The organism is Kribbella flavida DSM 17836 (assembly GCF_000024345.1).
Classification (GTDB): Bacteria; Actinomycetota; Actinomycetes; order Propionibacteriales; family Kribbellaceae; genus Kribbella; species Kribbella flavida.
Genome location: NC_013729.1, coordinates 4,043,885 through 4,063,100, shown reverse-complemented (window position 1 = coordinate 4,063,100; position 19,216 = coordinate 4,043,885). Strand labels below are relative to the sequence as shown.

16 protein-coding genes and 1 pseudogene are annotated in these 19,216 nt (G+C 71.3%); 12 read left to right on the top strand and 5 right to left on the bottom strand.

The annotated features are described in order from the left end of the window. Positions 1–3: 3 nt before the first annotated feature. The gene (locus KFLA_RS18745; RefSeq protein WP_041289384.1) at positions 4–621 is read left to right on the top strand and encodes a trimeric intracellular cation channel family protein; all 618 of its coding nucleotides are present in this window, start codon (positions 4–6) and stop codon (positions 619–621) included. A 5-nt stretch (positions 622–626) separates the two neighbouring features. Here the strand turns inward: KFLA_RS18745 and KFLA_RS18740 are convergent, their stop codons facing one another. Beyond that, positions 627–1,826, bottom strand: a complete 1,200-nt coding sequence (locus KFLA_RS18740) for an MFS transporter (protein WP_012921383.1) — start codon at positions 1,824–1,826, stop codon at positions 627–629. A gap of 46 nt (positions 1,827–1,872) precedes the next feature. Here KFLA_RS18740 and KFLA_RS18735 point away from each other — a divergent pair, with 46 nt between their 5' ends. The 3 genes from KFLA_RS18735 to KFLA_RS18725 all read left to right on the top strand — a co-directional run bounded on the left by KFLA_RS18735 (position 1,873) and on the right by KFLA_RS18725 (position 4,433). Then, a complete protein-coding gene (locus KFLA_RS18735; RefSeq protein ID WP_012921382.1) occupies positions 1,873–3,051 on the top strand; it encodes a ferrochelatase in 1,179 nt (392 codons plus the stop codon). Then, complete coding sequence (locus KFLA_RS18730; protein WP_012921381.1) at positions 3,048–3,842, top strand: inositol monophosphatase family protein; 795 nt, start codon at positions 3,048–3,050, stop codon at positions 3,840–3,842. The genes KFLA_RS18735 and KFLA_RS18730 overlap by 4 nt, the downstream gene beginning before the upstream one ends. A gap of 291 nt (positions 3,843–4,133) precedes the next feature. Beyond that, positions 4,134–4,433: a DUF4193 domain-containing protein gene (locus KFLA_RS18725; protein WP_012921380.1), complete on the top strand. Its 300-nt coding sequence runs from the start codon at positions 4,134–4,136 to the stop codon at positions 4,431–4,433. Between the two features lie 84 nt (positions 4,434–4,517). Here the strand turns inward: KFLA_RS18725 and KFLA_RS18720 are convergent, their stop codons facing one another. Both KFLA_RS18720 and KFLA_RS18715 read right to left on the bottom strand, forming a co-directional pair. Then, positions 4,518–4,826 carry a DUF4235 domain-containing protein gene (locus KFLA_RS18720; protein ID WP_012921379.1) on the bottom strand — a complete coding sequence of 103 codons (309 nt, stop codon included), beginning with the start codon at positions 4,824–4,826 and terminating at the stop codon, positions 4,518–4,520. 54 nt (positions 4,827–4,880) lie between these two features. Beyond that, positions 4,881–5,336 (bottom strand): DUF3093 domain-containing protein, encoded by a 456-nt coding sequence (locus KFLA_RS18715; protein WP_012921378.1) that lies wholly within the window; start codon positions 5,334–5,336, stop codon positions 4,881–4,883. Between the two features lie 52 nt (positions 5,337–5,388). Here KFLA_RS18715 and KFLA_RS18710 point away from each other — a divergent pair, with 52 nt between their 5' ends. From KFLA_RS18710 to KFLA_RS35700, 5 genes are all read left to right on the top strand, one after another. After that, positions 5,389–5,946, top strand: coding sequence for a PaaI family thioesterase (locus tag KFLA_RS18710; protein ID WP_012921377.1), 558 nt, complete (start codon positions 5,389–5,391; stop codon positions 5,944–5,946). Then, the gene (gene dut / locus KFLA_RS18705) at positions 5,943–6,395 is read left to right on the top strand and encodes a dUTP diphosphatase (RefSeq protein ID WP_012921376.1); all 453 of its coding nucleotides are present in this window, start codon (positions 5,943–5,945) and stop codon (positions 6,393–6,395) included. Before KFLA_RS18710 ends, dut begins: the two co-directional genes overlap by 4 nt. Positions 6,396–6,491: 96 nt before the next feature. Beyond that, positions 6,492–7,196: a DUF3710 domain-containing protein gene (locus KFLA_RS18700; protein ID WP_012921375.1), complete on the top strand. Its 705-nt coding sequence runs from the start codon at positions 6,492–6,494 to the stop codon at positions 7,194–7,196. Between the two features lie 51 nt (positions 7,197–7,247). Beyond that, positions 7,248–7,637 carry an OB-fold nucleic acid binding domain-containing protein gene (locus tag KFLA_RS18695; protein WP_012921374.1) on the top strand — a complete coding sequence of 130 codons (390 nt, stop codon included), beginning with the start codon at positions 7,248–7,250 and terminating at the stop codon, positions 7,635–7,637. Then, positions 7,630–8,712 carry a DUF3159 domain-containing protein gene (locus tag KFLA_RS35700; RefSeq protein WP_012921373.1) on the top strand — a complete coding sequence of 361 codons (1,083 nt, stop codon included), beginning with the start codon at positions 7,630–7,632 and terminating at the stop codon, positions 8,710–8,712. The genes KFLA_RS18695 and KFLA_RS35700 overlap by 8 nt, the downstream gene beginning before the upstream one ends. Before the next feature lie 66 nt (positions 8,713–8,778). Here KFLA_RS35700 and KFLA_RS18685 read toward each other — a convergent pair whose 3' ends face one another. Further along, positions 8,779–9,447 carry a potassium channel family protein gene (locus tag KFLA_RS18685; RefSeq protein ID WP_012921372.1) on the bottom strand — a complete coding sequence of 223 codons (669 nt, stop codon included), beginning with the start codon at positions 9,445–9,447 and terminating at the stop codon, positions 8,779–8,781. Beyond that, a complete protein-coding gene (locus KFLA_RS18680) occupies positions 9,447–10,109 on the bottom strand; it encodes a potassium channel family protein (protein WP_012921371.1) in 663 nt (220 codons plus the stop codon). The genes KFLA_RS18685 and KFLA_RS18680 overlap by 1 nt, the downstream gene beginning before the upstream one ends. Positions 10,110–10,203: 94 nt before the next feature. Here KFLA_RS18680 and KFLA_RS18675 point away from each other — a divergent pair. The 3 genes and pseudogenes from KFLA_RS18675 (at position 10,204) to KFLA_RS18665 (ending at position 19,206) form a co-directional block, all read left to right on the top strand. Beyond that, positions 10,204–12,233, top strand: a pseudogene (locus KFLA_RS18675) (APC family permease). Beyond that, complete coding sequence (locus KFLA_RS18670; protein WP_012921370.1) at positions 12,230–13,399, top strand: class I SAM-dependent RNA methyltransferase; 1,170 nt, start codon at positions 12,230–12,232, stop codon at positions 13,397–13,399. Before KFLA_RS18675 ends, KFLA_RS18670 begins: the two are co-directional and overlap by 4 nt. Before the next feature lie 89 nt (positions 13,400–13,488). Then, positions 13,489–19,206, top strand: coding sequence for a hypothetical protein (locus KFLA_RS18665; protein WP_012921369.1), 5,718 nt, complete (start codon positions 13,489–13,491; stop codon positions 19,204–19,206). Positions 19,207–19,216: the final 10 nt, after the last annotated feature.

The window sequence follows — 19,216 nt, the reverse complement described above, 5'->3', positions numbered from 1 at the left end:
GGGGTGGACGGATCTGTGCTGCTGGCGGTGCTCGACCTGGTCGGCATCTTCGTGTTCGGGATCACCGGCGCGCTGGTCGGGGTGCGGAAGAACCTGGACGTGTTCGGGATCCAGGTGCTGGCACTGGTGACCGGACTGGGCGGCGGGTTCCTGCGGGACGTGCTGATCGGGGTGACGCCGCCGGCCGCGCTGGAGGACTGGCGGTACCTCGCCGTACCGGTCGCCGCGGGGTTGCTGACCTTCTTCCTGCATCCGCGGATCGGCCGGGTCGAGCGGCTGGTGAACATTTTCGACGCGGCCGGGCTGGCGCTGTTCTGCGTGACCGGCGCGCTGAAGGCGATCGACTACGGGCTCTCGCCGCTGTCGGCCGCCCTGCTCGGCACCATCTCGGGCATCGGCGGCGGAGTCGTCCGGGACGTGCTCTCCGGCCGGGTGCCGGTGGTCCTGCGGTCGGAGATCTACGCGACGCCGGCGTTCCTGGGCGCGGGCATCGTGGTGCTGGCGTCCGCGCTGGGCTACCACGCGCTCTGGGTCCCGATCAGCGCCGCGGTGGTTTGCTTCCTGATCCGCCTGGTCGCCATCCGCCGCGGCTGGAACGCCCCGCTGCCGCGCAACCCCTGAGCCGGTCAGTTGTGCGCGAAGCGGGTCTTCGGCCGGGCGAAGGTGATCGAGCAGGCGGCGACCACGGCGCAGAGCACGCCGATCCCCACCGGCACCCAGTACGCCGAGGAGGCGCCGTACCGGTCGACCGCGTGCCCGGCCAGCGCGTTGCCGGGTGCGACGCCGAACAGGATGCCGGTGACGGTCCAGGTGATCGCCTCGGTCAGCCGTTGCGGCGGGACCCACTCCTCCACGCACGCCGTGACGGCGACCATCGTCGGTGCGATCGTCAGTCCGGCGCAGAACAGCACTCCACCCAGAGCGAGGGTGCTGCCGACCCAGGGCAACGGCGCCAGCGAGATGGCGAGCAGGATCGTGCCGATCAGCAGCCGGCGCTCGACCGGAGCCCGCCAGTGCACCGAGCCGTACCAGAGCCCGGCCAGCAGCGACCCGAACGCCCAGACCGCCAGTACGACGCCTGACATGCCCGGTTGACCCTCTGCGGCGGTGAACGCGATGGTGACGACCTCAGCGCTGCCGAGTGTCGCTCCCAGGCCCAGACCGATCACGCTGAGCAGCAGCAGCGAGAGCCAGGGGAGTGGGGCCTGCTCGGTGCCGTTGGACTTGCCGCGGCCCGGCGGGTCGGACCGCCGGAGCAGTGCCAGCCAGATGCCTCCACCCAGGCCGAGGAGTCCGGCCACACCGAGCGCGGCGTACGGGCTGACCTGGGTGGCGAGTGCGGTGACCAGGACCGGGCCGACGATGAACACCACCTCGTCGCCGACGGCCTCCAGCGCGAACGCGGTCTGCAGCGCCCGGCCGCGGCCGAGCAGGTGGGTCCAGCGGGCCCGGACGAACGAGCCGACCTGCGGACGCGTGCCACCGGCAACGAACGAGAGCAGGTACAGCAGGGCGGTCGGCGCGTCGGCCCTGACCGCCACCAGCAGCGCGGCCAGCGCGACCGTGCAGACCACGCTGCCGACCAGCAGCAGCGTCCGCTGGCCGAACCGGTCGACCAGCCGGCCCTGCACCGGTCCGGTGATCGCGCCGGCGACCACGGCCACGCCGGAGACCGCGCCGGCCAGACCGTACGAGCCGCTCTCCTCGGCGATCAGGATGACGATGCCCAGACCGATCATCGAGATCGGCATACGCCCGAGGATCCCGGCGGCGCAGAACGCGGCGGCACCGGGACGGCGCATGAGGTGGACGTAGGGCATCAGCATGGGGGACCGTGCACACCGTATCCGGCCCGCCTGAGAACATCGGTGTATGCCCCACCTCGTGTCGCCCGATCCGATCCGTACCGATGCCGCTCCCTACGACGCCGTGCTGCTGCTGTCCTTCGGCGGCCCCGAGCAGCCCGAGGACGTGCTGCCGTTCCTGCAGAACGTCACCCGCGGCCGCGGCATCCCGGACGAACGGCTGAAGGAGGTCGGCGAGCACTACTACGGGTTCGGCGGCCGCAGCCCGATCAACGACCAGAACCGGGCCCTGCTGGCCGCGCTGCGGGAGTCCTTCGCGCAGATCGGGCTGGACCTGCCGATCTACTGGGGCAACCGGAACTGGGCGCCGTACCTGACCGACACGCTGCGGGAGATGGCCGCCCACGGGATCCGCCGGGCCGTGGTGATCGTCACCAGCGCGTACCCGTCGTACTCCGGCTGCCGGCAGTACCGGGAAAACCTGGCCGACGCGACCGCCGCGGTGGAGAACGCGCCGGCGATCGACAAGCTGCGGCACTACGCCAACCATCCCGGCTTCGTCGGGTCCTTCGTCGAGTCGACCGCCGCCGCGCTGGCCGAGCTGCCGGAGGGCTCCGCGATCGCCTACGTGACGCACTCCATCCCGACCGCGATGAACGCGACCAGCGGGCCGGACGGCAACGGGTACGTCACCTGGCACCTGGACGTCGCCGCCGAGATCACCGCCGAGCTGGAACGGCGTACGGGTGTCAGCCGGCGGACCGACCTGGTCTACTGCTCGCGGTCCGGCCCGCCGCAGGTCCCGTGGCTCGAGCCGGACGTCAACGACCACCTGGAGGACCTGACCGCGGCCGGTGTGCCCGGCGTGGCGGTGGTGCCGATCGGGTTCGTCAGCGACCACATGGAGGTCATCTACGACCTCGACACCGAGGCCAGAGCGACCGCGGAGAAGCTCGGTCTGCCGATGGCCCGGGCCGCGACGCCGGGGACCGACCAGGGGTTCGTCACGATGCTGCGCGACCTGGTGGTCGAGCGGGCCGCCGCCGAGCGCGGGGAGCAGCCGGAGCGGCCCTGTGTGGGCAAGCTGGGCCCCGGCTGGGACAACTGCCGCCCCGACTGCTGCCCCGCCCTCCGCCGGCCCGCAGCGGGCGCCTCAGCGCCTGCCGACGGCTCCGCGCACCAGGCCTCGTCGGACCAGACGCCTCCCGCCGCCCCCTCGACAGCAGGACCGAAGGACAACGCATGAGCACCCCGCAGGAACTGCTGAAGCTGGCCGTCACGGTCGCCACCGAGGCGGCCGAGCTCATCGTCGAGCGCCGGCGCGGCACGATCACGGTCGCCGACACCAAGAGCACCGCCACCGACATCGTCACCGCGGTCGACCGCGAGTCCGAGGAGCTGATCCGCGCCCGGGTGCTGCAAGCGCGGCCGGACGACTCGTTCCTCGGCGAGGAGGGCGACGACATCTTCGGCTCCAGCGGGGTGCGCTGGGTGGTCGACCCGATCGACGGCACGGTGAACTACCTGTACGACATCCCGACGTACGCCGTGTCGATCGCGGTCGAGCAGGACGGCCGGACCGTGGCCGGCGTGGTCGTGGACGCGCCGAAGGGCGAGGTGTTCACCGCGACCCTGGGCGGCGGCGCGTTCCTGGACGGCAAGCCGATCCGGGTCTCGGAGTGCACCGACCTCGACCGGGCCCTGGTCGGCACCGGCTTCGGCTACGACCCGGCCAGGCGGCAGGTCCAGGCCGGCGTGGTCGAGCAGCTGATCACCCAGGTCCGCGACATCCGCCGGATCGGCGTCGGCGCGATCGACCTGTGCTACGTCGGCTGCGGCCGGCTGGACGCCGTCTACGAGCGCGGCCTGAACCCGTGGGACTACGGTGCCGGCGCGCTGGTCGCCGCCGAGGCCGGGGCGCGGGTCGGCGGGCTGAACGGCGCGGAGGTGTCACCGGAGATGTCGATCGCGGCAACACCCGGTGTGTTCGACGCGTTGCACGACGCGTTGGCGGCCGCCGACCCGCTGCGCGCATAGTTTGTGCACCTTCATGCTCTGAGACTGCGCACTACGGGCGTTAATGCGCATTCAGCTGTTCGGTCCTGACAATTTCGCCGACACGCGGGTCAGAAGGTGGACCCCGACGCGCGCGAAGACCGGTTGATAGGGCACAATCCCTGCCTCGGGAGCGGTAGCGAGACCGTTTCCGGCCTGTCTGTCAAGGGGTTCGGGGGACCCGAGGGATTCCGGGCGGAATTTCTCGGCCCCACTATCCGTTCCAGGGCTCAGCAGGCAACACCACGGGTACGAAGAGGGCAGGGAAACACCATGGCGACTGACTACGACGCCCCGCGCAAGACGGACGAGGACTCCAGCGAGGAGTCGATCGAGGAACTGAAGACTCGCCGTCACGACAAGAACTCCGGCAAGGTCGACGAGGACGAGGCCGAAGCCGCCGAGAGCTTCGAGCTGCCCGGCGCCGACCTGAGCCACGAGGAACTGGCGGTACGGGTTCTCCCGCGCCAGGCCGACGAGTTCACCTGTTCGAGCTGCTTCCTGGTCCACCACCGCAGCCAGCTCGCGAACAGCAAGAACGGCCAGCTGATCTGCCGCGACTGCGCTGCCTGACAACAGCACCGTCGCCCTGCTCGGCTGAGTCGTACCATCCGGGACCGTCCCCCTTCGGGGGGCCGGTCCCTTGGTCGCTCCCGGCTACGCCTTGACGGCGTCCTTCACGGTGTCTTTGACCGCCTCGGTCTCGTAGCCGGGCGGCAGGTGCCCGGTCGACTTCAGCCAGTACTTCGCCGCCCGGTCCTCGGCGAACCGCTTGGCCGCCGCCGCGGCGGCACCGCTGGCGACCGCCCAGGTGACCACCTCGACGTACCCGGCCTGGCTGCCCTTCGGGGGTTTGCCGCCGGCACCGATCTTCCACGCGGTCGTGACCGCCTTGTTGGCGACCAGTCCGACCACCATCGTGAAGACGGCCAGCACCAGCTTCCAGCCGATCTTGGCTCCGATCACGTCGTGCCTCCTCGCTAGGCCCGTCCGGACCCGCTCAGCGCGGACCGGCAGTACTCAGGATCTTGCCACGCTGTTCTCGGTCAGCGCCGCCGCCAGCCGCTCCGGCGAGCGCGTCGCGATCAGCCAGTACGGCGTGGGGTCGTGCGGGTCGGTGATCTCCACCCGCACCGCGCCGGGCAGGTAGCTGCGCAGCACCAGGTACGCCGTGGGGTCGCAGTCGCGGCCGAACGCGTTCCGGACCGCCTCGCCGGTCAACGGCTCGACCTTGCCGAGGTGGGTCCGCTCGATGGTGGCCCGGCCCGCGTGCAGCGTGCTGGGGCCGACCTCGACCACCGCGCCGCCGTACCGGACGAACAGCACGACCAGGATGACGGCGGCCACGCCGGCCACGGTGAAGCCGATCGGCTTGCCGGCGGGCACGGCGGTGATCACCAGGATGGTCAGCACGGCCAGCGCGGCGATGATCCACCAGCGCACCGGCACGCTCAACCGCTCGCGGTAGTTCGACACAGGACCAGCCTGGCACGTGGGCCGCCGGAGCGCGTCGGTAGGGTCGCCTCTCGTGATCGAGCCACCGACCCGCACTGCGACCCCGCAGCGCGACCTCGAGCCGCCGGAGCGTCACCCGGACGCACCTGCTCCCGGCACGGTGCTGCCGTCGCACTACGCGAACTGCGTGGCGTGCGGTCCGTCGCACCCGACCGGACTGCGGCTGGTGTCGACCGCTGGGCCGGAGGTGAGTATCAGCGGTGAGTTCACCGTCACCGCGGACCACCAGGGAGCGCCCGGCCTGGCTCATGGCGGCGTACTCGCCCTGGCGCTCGACGAGACGCTGGGCGGCCTCTCCTGGTTGCTGCGGCGGCCGATGGTGACCGGGCGGCTGGAGACCGACTACATCCGGCCGGTCCCGGTGGGTGCGACGCTCTCGCTGCGCGCCCGCTGCCTGGGCTTCGCCGGACGCCGGATGTACGCGAAGGCGGTCGGCCGGCTGGGCGGACCCGAGGGCAGCGTCGCGGTGCGCGCGAGCGCGGTGTTCGTCGTCGTCCCACCCGAGCACTTCGTCGAGCACGGCACCGACATGACGACTGACTCCGTCCACGACTACGAGGTGAACCCATGACCGAGGTGCTGATTCGCAGGCTTGATCCGGAGTTGCCGGTTCCGGCGTACGCGCATCCTGGGGATGCAGGGGTGGACCTGGTGGCGAGCCACGACGTCACGCTGAAGCCGGGGGAGCGGGCGCTGGTCGGCACCGGGATCGCGATCGCGCTGCAGGACGGGTACGCCGCGTTCGTGCACCCGCGATCGGGACTCGCGGCCAAGCACGGAGTGTCGATCGTGAACGCACCGGGCACAGTGGATGCGGGCTACCGGGGTGAGATCAAGGTCTGCCTGATCAATCTCGACCCGCACGCCGAGGTGACCCTGCGGCGCGGCGACCGGATCGCGCAGCTGGTCGTGCAGCAGGTGGAGAAGGTCCGGTTCGTCGAGGTCGGCACGTTGCCGGGCTCGGCGCGCGGCGAGGGCGGCCACGGCTCGACCGGTGGTTTCGGTGATGTGACACGCTGACCAGGTGCGTCCCGCTGACCTGCGGGTGCGCCAGACTACGGCGGGGTCGCGCCGCCCCGCAGACACGACTCACGATCGAGGAAGTAGGCAAGAGCAGTGATCTTCCGCCGGAAGGCCAAGAACGAGGACACCGGACCGACGGCCGACGCCGTCGAGCAGAGCACCGGGACGACCGAGGCGGACGCCGCCGACGGCACCCCGGCGGAGGCCGGCGAGGCCGCGGCCGGTGCGACCGGCGGTGGTCCGTTCGACGTCACCGAGGTGGACCCCGCGACGCTGGAGGCCGAGGACCGCATCGATCTCGGCGCGCTGGTGATCACCGGCCTGCCGGGCATGGAGCTGCGGCTGCAGGTCGACGAGCAGAGTGGTGACGTGCAGGCGATCCTGCTGGTGCTCGAGGACTCCGCGCTGGAGCTGCGCGCGTTCGCCGCGCCGAAGACGGCCGGCATCTGGGACGAGGTCCGCCAGGAGATCGCCGGCGAGGCGACCCGGATGGGCGGCACCGCGTCGGAGACCGAGGGCCCGTTCGGCACCGAGCTGGTGCTGGTCGTGCCGGTCCAGGATCCCGAGGGACAGATCTTCAGCCAGACCTCGCGCGTGATCGGCGTCGACGGTCCGCGCTGGCTGCTCCGGGCCACCGTGCTCGGTCGCGCCGCGGTGGAGCCGGAGGCCGCGCCGCCGATGGAGCAGGCCCTGCGCAACGTGGTCGTGGTCCGCGGATCCGAGCCGATGGCGCCGCGCGAGTCGCTGCCGCTGCGGCTGCCCGCCGGTGCCCAGCCGGCCGGCGAGGAAGAGGCCTGAGCCTGATGTCCGGATACCGGCCGGGCGCGTCCGGCGGATTACACTGATCCCATGGGGAGCGACAAGCCCGCGGGTCTGTGGCGACGTGCCTTCCGGGGCCTGGCCGGTGACCAGGACCAGCAGGACGCCGAGGTACTGCAGGACTACGCGCACGACTGTGGCGCGCGGTCGATCACCGGTTGTCTGGACCGGGAGATGGTGACGCTGTTCGGGACGCTGCGCACGATCACGTTCAGCCCGCGCGGCGGGGTCCCGGCCCTGGAGGGCGAGTTGTACGACGGCACCGGCACGGTGAAGCTGATCTGGCTCGGCCGGCGCAAGATCGCCGGCATCCATCCCGGCTCGGAGCTGATCGCATCCGGGCGGATCGGGGTCGTGGACGGTGACCGGGTGATGTTCAACCCGCGCTACGAGCTCCGTCCGACGGCCGCGCATGGCTGAGCCGCGCGCGGGTCGCGACTCCGGGGTCGAGGAAAACCTCGAGGAGACGCTGGTCGAGATCCTGCGGCCGGAGATCGAGGCCGTGGAGCAGACGGCGGAGTCCGACCGGGCCAAGCCGTCCGAGCCGGCCACGGCCGGTTCGGACGGGGGACCGAAGGACGGGCTCGCCCAGGGGGCGGGCCCAGGGGCCGGCACGCTGCCCGGCACAGCGCCGGGTGCAGCGACCGGCACAGCTCCGAGCGAAGCGCCGGGCACAGCTCCGAGCGAAGCGACCGGCACAGCGTCAGCCGCAGCAACTGGCGCGCCGACCGGCACGGCCCCGACCGGCACGGCGACCGGTGTGCCGACCGGCACGGTGACCGGTGCGGCTCCGGGCGACACGGTGGGCGACGAGCCGGCCGGGAGCCGGCCGCAGACCACCGACAAGGACTTCTTCCACGCCCTCGGCGGCTGGGGCGCGCTGCTCGACATCGGCCTGCCGTGGATTGCGTTCCTGATCGTCTACGCCGCCAGCGACCACGACCTGCGGCTGGCGCTGATCGTCGCGATCGCCTGCGGTGCGGCGGTCGCACTGCTGCGGCTGGTGCGCAAGCAGCCGCTGCGCAACGTGCTCGGCGGCTTCATCGGCGTGCTGATCTCGGCCTGGGTGGCGAACCGCAGCGGTCGCGCCGAGGACGTCTACCTGCCGGGGCTGCTCACCAACCTGGGCTACGGCCTGCTCTACCTGCTGACCGTGCTGCTGCGCTGGCCGCTGTTCGGCGTGGTCTACGGCCTGATCACCCAGACCGGCACGGCCTGGCGCCGCGACCCGGCGATGCTGCGCGGCTTCAGCCGGGCGACGCTGGTGTTCGTCGGCCTGTTCGCGATCCGCCTGATCGTCCAGACCCCGCTCTACCTGACCGGCAGCCTGAACGCGCTCGGCATCGCCAAGGTCGGTCTCGGTCTGCCGTTCTACGCGCTGGCCCTGTGGCTCGCGTACGCGGTGCTGCGGGGATCGTTGCCGCCGGACAAGTGGGACGAGGCACGCGACCACGTCACCCACCTGCTCGGCGGCGGCAAGAACAAGAAGAAGTAGCCCGCCCCGCCAACGACGAACCGCCCGTACGCCGGACCTTCGGCGTACGGGCGGTTCGGTGTGCTGCTACTTGCGGTGGTGCGGGGACAGCATGTCCTCGAGCTGCTCCTCGGTCTCGTCGGCCGCGACGAACAGCAGCTCGTCGTTCAGCTCGAGCGTGCTGTCCGGGTCCGGCCGCAGCACCCGGCCCTCGCGGATGATCGTGACCAGGGCGGTGTCGGTCGGCCAGTCGATGTCGCCGACCCGCAGGCCGATCATCGGGGAGTCCTCCGGCAGCGTCAGCTCGACCAGGTTGGCGTCGCCCTGGCGGAAGGTGAACAGCCGGACCAGGTCGCCGACCGAGACGGCCTCCTCGACCAGCGCGGACATGATCCGCGGCGTTGACACCGCCACGTCGACGCCCCAGGCCTCGTTGAACATCCACTCGTTGCGCGGGTGGTTGACGCGGGCCACCGTGCGCGGCACGCCGAACTCGGTCTTGGCCAGCAGCGAGACGACCAGGTTGACCTTGTCGTCGCCGGTGCTGGCGATCGCGACCTGGCACCGCTGCAGGGCCGCCTCCTCCAGCGAGGACAGCTCGCACGCGTCGGCGAGCAGCCACTCCGCCCGCGGCACCGACTCGGCCTTGATCGCGCGGGGGTCCTTGTCGATCAGCAGGACCTCGTGCCCGTTCTCCAGCAGTTCGCCGGCGATCGACCGGCCGACGTTCCCGGCGCCGGCGATGGCTACCCGCATCACAGCTCCTCAGGCTTGGCGCCGAGTTGGGCCTCGATCGCCGCGGCTTCGCGTTCCAGCATGACGACGTGCACCAGGTCACCCTCCTGGATGACGGTGTCCGCCTTCGGCAGCAGACCCTCGCCGAGCCGGGTCAGGAACGCGACCCGCGCTCCGGTCGCCTTCTCGATGTCGAAGGCGGCCCGGCCGACCCAGCCGGAGTCCACGTGCACCTCGGCCAGCCGGATGGTGCCCGACGGGTCACGCCACTCGGGCTCCGACCCGCTCGGCAGCAGCCGCCGCATCATCTGGTCGACCGTCCACTTCACCGTGCCGACGGTCGGGATGCCGAGCCGCTGGTAGACCTCGGCGCGGCCCGGGTCGTAGATCCGGGCCACCACGTTCTCGATGCCGAAGTTCTCCCGGGCCACCCGGGCGGCCAGGATGTTCGAGTTGTCGCCGTTGGAGACCGCGGCGAACGCCTCGGCGGTCTCGATGCCGGCCTCGATCAGGATCTCCCGGTCGAAGCCCATCCCGGTGACGGTCCGGCCGGAGAAGTTCGGGCTGAGGCGGCGGAACGAGTCGGCGGACTGGTCGATGATCGCGACCGTGTGGCCGCGTTTCTCCAGCGTGCGGGCCAGCGTCGACCCGACGCGTCCGCAGCCCATGATGACGACGTGCACTCCGTGATCACTCCTTGCCCCGTCGGGGCCGCTGACATCGGTTCGGCAGGGATAGACGCTACACCGCACCGGGGCTGCCTCTAACATCACCGGTGTGACTCCCGCTCTCGGCGACATCGGCAAAAGGCTGCTGATCGGCCGCAAACTTCGCAGTACCCAGCTGGGCGAGACGTTGCTGCCCAAGCGGATCGCCCTGCCGGTGTTCGCCAGCGACGCGCTGTCCTCGGTCGCCTACGCCCCCGACGAAATCTTCCTGACCCTGTCCCTGGCCGGACTGACCGCCATGACCTTCTCCTGGAAGGTCGCCATCGTGGTGGCGGTGGTGATGCTGGTCGTCGTCGCGTCGTACCGGCAGAACGTGCACGCCTACCCGTCCGGCGGCGGCGACTACGAGGTCGCGAACGTGAACCTCGGGCCGACCGCCGGGCTGACCGTGGCCAGCGCGCTGCTGGTCGACTACGTGCTGACCGTGGCGGTGTCGATCTCCTCGGCCGCCCAGTACGCCGCGTCCGCGATCCCGGCGCTGGAAGGGCACCAGGCGACGGCCGCGGTGGTGGCCGTGCTGTTCCTGACCACGATGAACCTGCGCGGCGTGCGCGAGTCCGGTACGGCGTTCGCGATCCCGACGTACGTGTTCATGGTGACGATTCTCGGGATGGCGGCCTGGGGCTTCGGCCGGATGCTGTTCGGTGACCTGCCGGACGCGGCGACCTCGACGTTCGACATCGCCCCGGAGGGCGAGTTCGCCACCGGCGCGGGCGGCCTGGCGATGGCGTTCCTGGTGCTGCGGGCGTTCTCGTCGGGCTGCGCGGCGCTGACCGGCGTGGAGGCGATCAGCAACGGCGTGCCGGCGTTCAAGAAGCCGAAGAGCAAGAACGCCGCGACCACGCTGCTGCTGCTCGGCTGCATTTCGATCACGATGGTGATCAGCGTGGTGACGCTGGCCAACGTGATGAAGGTGCGCTTCGCCGAGGACCCGGCGCACCAGTTGCTGCGCAACGGCGTACCGCTGGGCCCGGACTACCACCAGGACCCGGTGATCGGTCAGCTGGCCAAGGGCATCTTCGACCACTTCAGCCCCGGCTTCTACCTGGTCGCCGCGGCCACCGGCGTGATCCTGGTGCTGGCCGCCAACACCGCCTTCAACGGCTTCCCGGTGCTCGGCTCGATCCTGGCCAAGGACGGTTACCTGCCGCGCCGCTGCACACCCGCGGCGACCGGCTGGCGTTCAGCAACGGCATCGTGATCCTGGCCGCGTTCGCGATCTTCCTGATCGTCGCCTTCGACGCCGAGGTGACCCGGCTGATCCAGCTGTACATCGTCGGGGTGTTCGTCTCGTTCACGATCAGCCAGACCGGCATGGTCCGGCACTGGACCCGGCTGCTCAAGACCGAGACCGACCCGGCCCGACGCGCCCAGATGATGCGGTCGCGGGTGATCAACACGATCGGCCTGACGATGACCGGCACCGTGCTGGTGATCGTGCTGGTCACCAAGTTCACCCGCGGCGCCTACATCGCGATCATCGCGATGGCGGTGCTGTTCGTGCTGATGAAGGGCATCCGCAAGCACTACGAGACCGTCGGCCGGCAGACCGCGGTCGAGGGCGACGAGCAGCTGATGCTGCCGTCCCGGGTGCACGCGATCGTGCTGGTCTCCAAGCTGCACAAGCCGACCCTGCGGGCGCTGGCGTTCGCGAAGGCGGCCCGGCCGTACATGCTGGAGGCCGTCACGGTCGACGTCGACCGGGAGGAGTCGGAGAACCTGCAGGCCGACTGGGAGCGGCACGACATCCCGGTCCCGCTGAAGCGGCTGGCCTCGCCGTACCGGGAGATCACCCGGCCGATCCTGCAGTACGTGCGCGACATCCGGCGGCAGTCGCCGCGCGACGTGGTGATGGTCTACATCCCGGAGTACGTGGTCGGGCACTGGTGGGAGCACTTCCTGCACAACCAGTCCGCGCTGCGGCTGAAGGGGCGCCTCTTGTTCACACCTGGTGTGATGGTGACGTCGGTTCCTTACCAGCTGCTCTCGTCGGAGGCAGCCGAGGAAAGGCAGGACCGGGTGGAACGAGTGGCCGGGCAGGTACGCCGGGGCGCTCGCAAGACGTCAGGAGATCGGTGAGGGACGAGGACATCGTCGGGACGGTGCTGGAGCTGGAGATCGGCCCGGTGGCGCACGGCGGGCACTGTGTCGCGCGGTACGAGGGCCAGGTGGTGTTCGTCCGGCACGGACTGCCCGGGGAGCTGGTGCACGCCCGGGTGACCGAGCGCAACGCCAAGTACCTGCGCGCCGACGTCGTCCAGGTGCTGACGCCGTCGCCGCACCGGGTCGAGCCGCCCTGCCCGTTCGCCGGGCCGGGCCGCTGCGGGGGCTGCGACTTCCAGCACGTCAGCATCGTCGAGCAGCGCCGGCTGAAGGCGACGGTCGTGTCCGACACCTTGCGCCGGATCGGCGGCATCGAGCGGACCGTGGTGATGGAGTCGCCCGGTGACGACGGCCTCGGCTGGCGCACCCGGATGCGGTACGCCGTGGTCGGCGGCCGCCCGGGCATGTTCGCGCACCGCTCGCACGACCTGATCCCGATCGACCGGTGCCTGATCGCGCACCCGGACAGCCCGGCGGTGGTCGACCAGCGCTGGCCGGACACGTCCTCGGTGCAGGCGGTGGTGTCGTCCGAGGGCAAGACCGCGGTCCTGACCGACGAGAAGGCCGGCGGCCGGGTCGTCGAGGTGGTCCGGGGGAGGCGCTTCCGGGTGGAGGCCGGTGGCTTCTGGCAGGTCCACCCGGCCGCGGCGACCACGCTGGTGGACGCCGTACTGTCCGGGCTGGAGCCGCGCGAGGGCGAGACCGCGCTCGACCTGTACTCCGGCGTCGGGCTGTTCGCGGCGTTCCTGGCGGAGGCCGGCTGCGGCGTACTGGCCGTCGAGGGCGACCGGGATGCGGTCAAGAACGCGCGGCGCAACCTGCACGACCTGACCGGAGTCACCCTCGAGCAGGGTGACGTCGACCGGGTCCTGAACCGCGCGGTCGCCCAAGGGCTGGAGCACGTCGACCTGGTTGTGCTCGACCCGCCGAGGACCGGAGCCGGCCAGCACGTCGTACGGCGGATCGCGGGGTTGTCCCCGCGGCGGGTGGCGTACGTGGCGTGTGATCCGGCAGCGCTGGCCCGCGACCTGAAGACCTTCGCAGGGCTCGGCTACGGGGTGAGTTCGCTGCGGGCCTTCGACCTGTTCGGCATGACCCATCACATAGAGTGCGTGGCCGTGCTCGAACCCGTGACTAGTTAGTCGTGGGCCGCTCGGGTACGGTTCTGGCCTGGTAATGGCTGTACCTGACGCTGCACCTACCAGGATGTCTGCTGGAGACCCGATACCCGATGCCGCTCGTCGACCTGGATGACCCGGAGGAGCTGCGCGCCCGCTGGAGCGCGCTCGCCGCCGTCGCCCATGCCACCGGCTTCGACCGGCGCTGGTACGCCGACGCCGGCGGCTTCTACCACCAGGACGAGACGGGGTCGGACCTGCGTTTGGTCCGGCTGGACGGCGGCCGCTCGGTGCTGTTCGGCTTCCACACCCAGCACAGCCGCACGGCCGGCACCGACCTGCTCGCCGGCGCGCCGGACTGGATCGGGCAGCCCGAGGTCAAGCGCCGGATCGCGACGGGGGAGCTGGGCTTCGTCTACGGCAGCTTCAACGGCACGTGGGCGCGCGCGTCGTACGAGGGAGATCCGTGGCAGCCGGTCGACGACGGCTTCGCGCCGATCGCGAGCTGGATCACGTCCGACGAGGAGGCCGCCCGGGAGCTGGTCGAGTGGGCGGCCGAGTGGGCCGACTACCTCGGCGGTCTGGACGAGCTGTTGCCCGTGGGCATCGGGCTCATCCGGGCGGCGGGCGCGTCGTCGCTGTCGTACGAGCTGCTGCAGGACTTCTTCGAGCGGTTGGGGATCGGGCCTCGGTCGGCGCAGCAGCCGGACTTGCGGGCGGCGTTGACGGCTGCGGCAGCGTTCGACCTGACCGGTGGTGAGGGCGAGGGGGGCGGTGCCGCTTCGGTTGCTTTCTCCGAGCCCCTGCCGGAGCCCGCGGAGCCTGAGGAGGAAGAACTCTTCATCGTCCCGCCCGGCGTCAGCCCGTTCACCGGTCAGCCCATCGGCTCCGACGCGCACGTCGTCATCGGCTCCGACCAGCCGGACCCGGCGCCGCAGTACGACCGGTCGGACCCGCCGTACAACCCGGATGTCCGGTACGACGCCCCCGGCAACAACTCACCGTTCCCGGCCGACCCGCAGTACACCGCGGAGCCGCAGTACGACACTCCGCCGATCCCGTACGCGCCCACTCCGCAGTACGAGGCTCCGGCGGACTCGCAGTACGACGCGCCCGCCGACTCGCCGTTCCGCCCTGGCGCGCAGCCCCCGGTGGAGCCGCCGCCGGCGCGCAAGGACGACAACTACGGCATCGTCAGCAAGAAGCCCCGCCTCTTCGGCCGCAAGCGCAAACAGCGCGACGAGGACAACGCGTCGCTGGCCGGTCTGGGACTGGTCGCGCCCGACCCCGAGCCTCCGCAGCAGTCTGACCCTGGCCCGCTTCTGGCCGCCTACGCCGGTGAACCCACGCCTGCGCAGGTCGATCCCTACGACCTGCCCTCCTCCGAGCCGCCGCGTGTCGGTGCGCCCGGCAGCGAGGGTGAGGACTTTTATGCGAGCCTCTTCGCCGACGCTCCGGCCGCTGCGACGTACACACCTGACACGCCCGCGTCGCTGCGCCGCGCGCACGACGGTGATCCGCCCGCGCCGGACTCACCGGCTGACGCGTGGCCCGACAACGACGCCACCAGCGAGCTCGAGGCCGTCGCGGGCGACGTCACCCCGTACGCCCCGGCCGACCCGTCGGACGAGACCGGTGTGCTCGAGCCGCTGCCCACCGACACCGCTCCCGCGGCGCCCCTGAGTGCGACCCCCGACGACGACACCGGGGTCATTCCCACGCTGGACGCCACTGCGTACGCCGGGCCGTTCCCCTCCGACGCCGGATCGTTCTCCTCGGACGCCGGGTCGATCTCCTCAGAAGCCGACGCGGAGGACTCCGGGCCGGCCTCGCCGTCCGACGCCTCCCAGTCCGTCCGATACGAAGTGGACCAGGCCGACGAGGACTCCGCCCGGCCCAGCGCGTTGGGCAGGTCCCCGTTCGTCCAGTTCAACCAGCCCGGCGCAACCCCGGCGTCTCCGGCCTCCGACACCGCTCCGCCCTTCGTCGACCCCGACGCGACGGAACCGTTCACGCCGTACGACCCGTCGGCGGCGGACTCGACGTCGCCCCAGGACGCGACCGGTGATTCCCCGTTCGCTCAGTACGAGGTGGACCAGAACGAGGACTCCGGCACGGCGCCGCCCTCCGCTCAGCCCACCGCGGGGGACAACTCACCGTTCGTCCAGTTCAACCAGCCCGGTGGGCGGCCCGCCGCGACCTCGGCCCCGCCGGAGCACGACAGCGACCTCGCATCGCCTTTCATCGACCCCGACGCAACGGAACCCTTCACGCCGTACGACCCGCCCGCCGCGGACTCGACGTCGCCGGCACCCCAGGACGCGAGCGACGGCTCTTCGATTGCCCGGTCCGGCACGGACTCCGGATCACCGTCCCCACAGCACGACGGCACGTCGCCGTTTGCCCAGCGCGACAACACCGACGCGGATCCCGACGGATTCTCTCCGTTCCCGCAGTACCAACAACCCGGCGCAACCCCACCGTCGCCCGGGAACCAGGCCCACCGCGGCCCCTCCGCCCTCGACCGTCACGACCAGCTGGACGAGGAACTGGACGCCACGTCCCCCTCCGCCCGCCGAGACGCGACCCCGCCCGCGCCGTACGGCCAATCCGAGGACGACCCCGACACGGCTGCGCAGTACGAGCAGGGTGGCGACAAGCCCAACGCGGCTGAGGCCTCCGCGCAGTACGAGCCGACCGACGACGCGCCCGACGCCAGTTCGCCGTTCGCCCGGTACGACCGAACCGAGAACGAACCCGATGCGACGTCGCAGGTTGCGCGGCCTGGCGACCTCGATGCAATCTCGCCGCTGACCCCGTACGGCGAGACCGGTGCAGATGTGGATCGGCAAGCGGGGTCTGTATCTGACGACGGGGCTGTGGATGCCCCCGGAGCCGCCCGGTACGACCAGCCCGCTGCGGCACACCACGAAGCGAGGTCAGCCGCTTCGATGCCGGCGGTAGTCCATCCCGACGAGGACACCGACCTCATCTCACCTGACGACAACACCGGCGTGCTCACGCCCGTCGACGGAACCGGCCGGACTTCACGCCACCACGAGCCCGGCGCCCTCTCGCCCGACGAAAGGACCGGCGTCCTCTCGCCGCTCCCCGGCGAAAGCACCACTCCGCCCGCCGACGACTCCCGCGCCCGATCGGCCCTCGCCGACGCCACGTCTCCGGGCAACTATGGATCAGCTCCGACCGCCGAGGGCTCTCTCAGCGGCGACAACTCGTCGGTCGGCGACAGGTCCGCGGCGTCAGCGCGCGACGACACCCGCCCGCTCTCCGCACTCGACGACCGAGACCTCACCCCATCGGCCACGCGCCGCGACGGCTCGTCAGCAGGCACCGCCTCGGACGCAGACGGATTCTCAGCAGAAGCCTCCGCTGAGCCCCGGCAGTCCCCGCTGGAACGCGAGTGGATCGGCGGCGCGTGGATCAACGGCGAGTGGATCGAGGACGCCGCCGCGTACCTCGCCGCGAACCCGCACCTAACCCCCCACCCCCCGCGCCCCGTACGCCGCCGAGGCCGCAACGTCCGCACCGAGTCCCCGGCCGACAGCCGAGGTGATTCCCCGCTCGACGGGCGAGGCGGGTCCCCGCTGGACGGCCGGGCCGATCCCGCGCCGGACGGGCGAGCCGGTGCCGAGTTCAGCGAAGGTGAGTCGGCAGCAGATGGAGAGCCGCGCGACGGTGCTTTGTCTGGCGCTGGGCAGCCGATCGAGGAGTCTGCCTCGGCGGGGGAACGGCGCGCATTCGCGCCGGACGCCACGGCTGCCGTCGAGCGGAGCAAGAACGACGGGACCTTCGGCGACGAACAGCATGAGGCCGAGCGGGCCGGCCAGGTCGCACTCGGTGGGTCGGATGCGCTGACGCGGCGTACGCACCCTGACGAGTCTGCCGCCGAGCCAGAATCTCAGTCTGCGTCCGAGCCTGATGCTGGCGCAGACACTGGGATCCAGCTCCGGACGGTACGTGAAGCCGGTGCCGAGCCCGAGTCAGCTGCTGGTCGCGAGTCCGAGCTCGACGCTGACGCCGGCACCGAGCCTCAGCTTCGATCCGAGCAGGCGACCGGCGACGCCGATCCCCAAGCCGGCTCCAGGTCCGAGGCGGAGCCCGACGCTGAGAATGGCGCCGAGCCTCAGCTTCGATCCGAGCACGCGACCGGCAATGCCGACGCCGAGGCTGGCTCCGAGTCCGAGTCCGAGTTCGATGTTCAGGCTGGCCCCCAGGCCGAGTCCCGATCCGCACACGAGGCTGACGCCCAGGTCGAGCCAGCTGTCGAGCTCGAGGGTCACTCCGAGTCTGGGTCCGAGTTTGCGCTCTCGGCTGATGCGCAGGGTGGCACCGGGACTCAGTTCCCATCCGAAGGCGAGGACAGCACCGAGCCCGAGTCGGAAGCTGGCCCGGAGGTCGGCACCAAGCCTGAACCCAACCTCGAGTCCAACGCCGAGTCCAGGTCCGGCGCCGACCCTGAGCCCCAGGCCGGCGCCGAGCGTGCGGCCGAGTCCGAGGCCGGCGCTGCGCGTGAGGCTCAAGCCCGCTTAGTCGCTGATGAGCAGTCGGAAGGTGCCGAAAGTCCGGAGTTCAGCGACGGCGGTTCGACCGAGGTGGAGGCCGGTGGTTCCGGGGAGGACCGGGAACCGGTCGATGGGGCCCAGGCGGAGCCCGACGTGGTTGAGCTCGCCGACGGGTTCGACGGACTGGCTGATGAGGCGCCGACGGCTGAGATTCCGGCGATTTCCGGGGACGAGCAGGACGCCGGGTACGACGCACGCACCGAGGGCAGTTCGACGAATGCCGGCGGGCCGCGGGTTTATCCGCCGTTGAGTGATCGGTACGGCGGGGAGCCTTCGGACGGGCTGGGCGAGGGGGACGAGTTCGAGTTCGGCGCCGAGGTGTTCCGCGACGAGATGTTGGGGGACGCGGACTGGACGGCTGATCAGCTCGGGCAAGGATCCTGGCCGTCGGATGAGGCGCAGGCCGAGGGGACCGTTGACGACGGCGGGTCGAGGGCAGCTGACGGTGAAGGTTCGGTCGAGGGGCTTGCCGAGGCAGAGCGTGCGGCAGACGGTGAAGGTGAAGCTGAGGTCGACACTCAGCCTGTAGCGCCCCATGCGGAAGCCGCGGAGAGTGCGGTTGCCGACGAGGCAGGCTCGGAGACGGTCCAGGCCGCCTCCAACGGTGCGGCGGCGAACAGGACCGCCGCCAACGGCGCCGTGCAGCCCGGCCTTGCCGTGAACGGCGTCACCCCGCATGCGCCCGCTGCGAACGGCGTCACTCCGCATGTCCCCGCCAACGCAGCAGCAATGACGATCCCCGATCTCACCGGCCACGAGTTCGTCGAGAGCCTTCCGCCGGCCGTCGAGCAAGCCATGCGGGCCGAGCCGGAACGCCCCCGCCCGCGCCCCCAAGAGTCCGCAGCGGTCAAGGCGCTCCGCGACTGGTGCCGCGTGCGGACGAAGGTCGTGCCGTCGGGGTTCACCATCCAGGTGCAAGTGCTCGACCCGGCCAACCCGTCGTTCCGGTTCGATCTGGAGCCGCCCGAGGTGGACGACCCCGAGCATCCGGCCGAGCGGTTGAGCGAGCTGCTGGGCGATCTGTGGCTGACCGAGGCGGAGAGCGAGCAGGGCGGCTGGCTGTTCGCGCGGATCGACGCGGCCGGCCGGACCCTGCGGATCGACCGTTGGTACGACCAGGTCCCGGAGTGGTGGGACGCCCCGATCCCGGTCCAGCTCGACGTCGAGGGACTTGTGCGCAGGCTCTACCGCCGCGGACCCGACTGGCAGCCGTCCTACCTGGAGCAGCTGTACACGTCCGCCCGCTGACCGCGCCGGG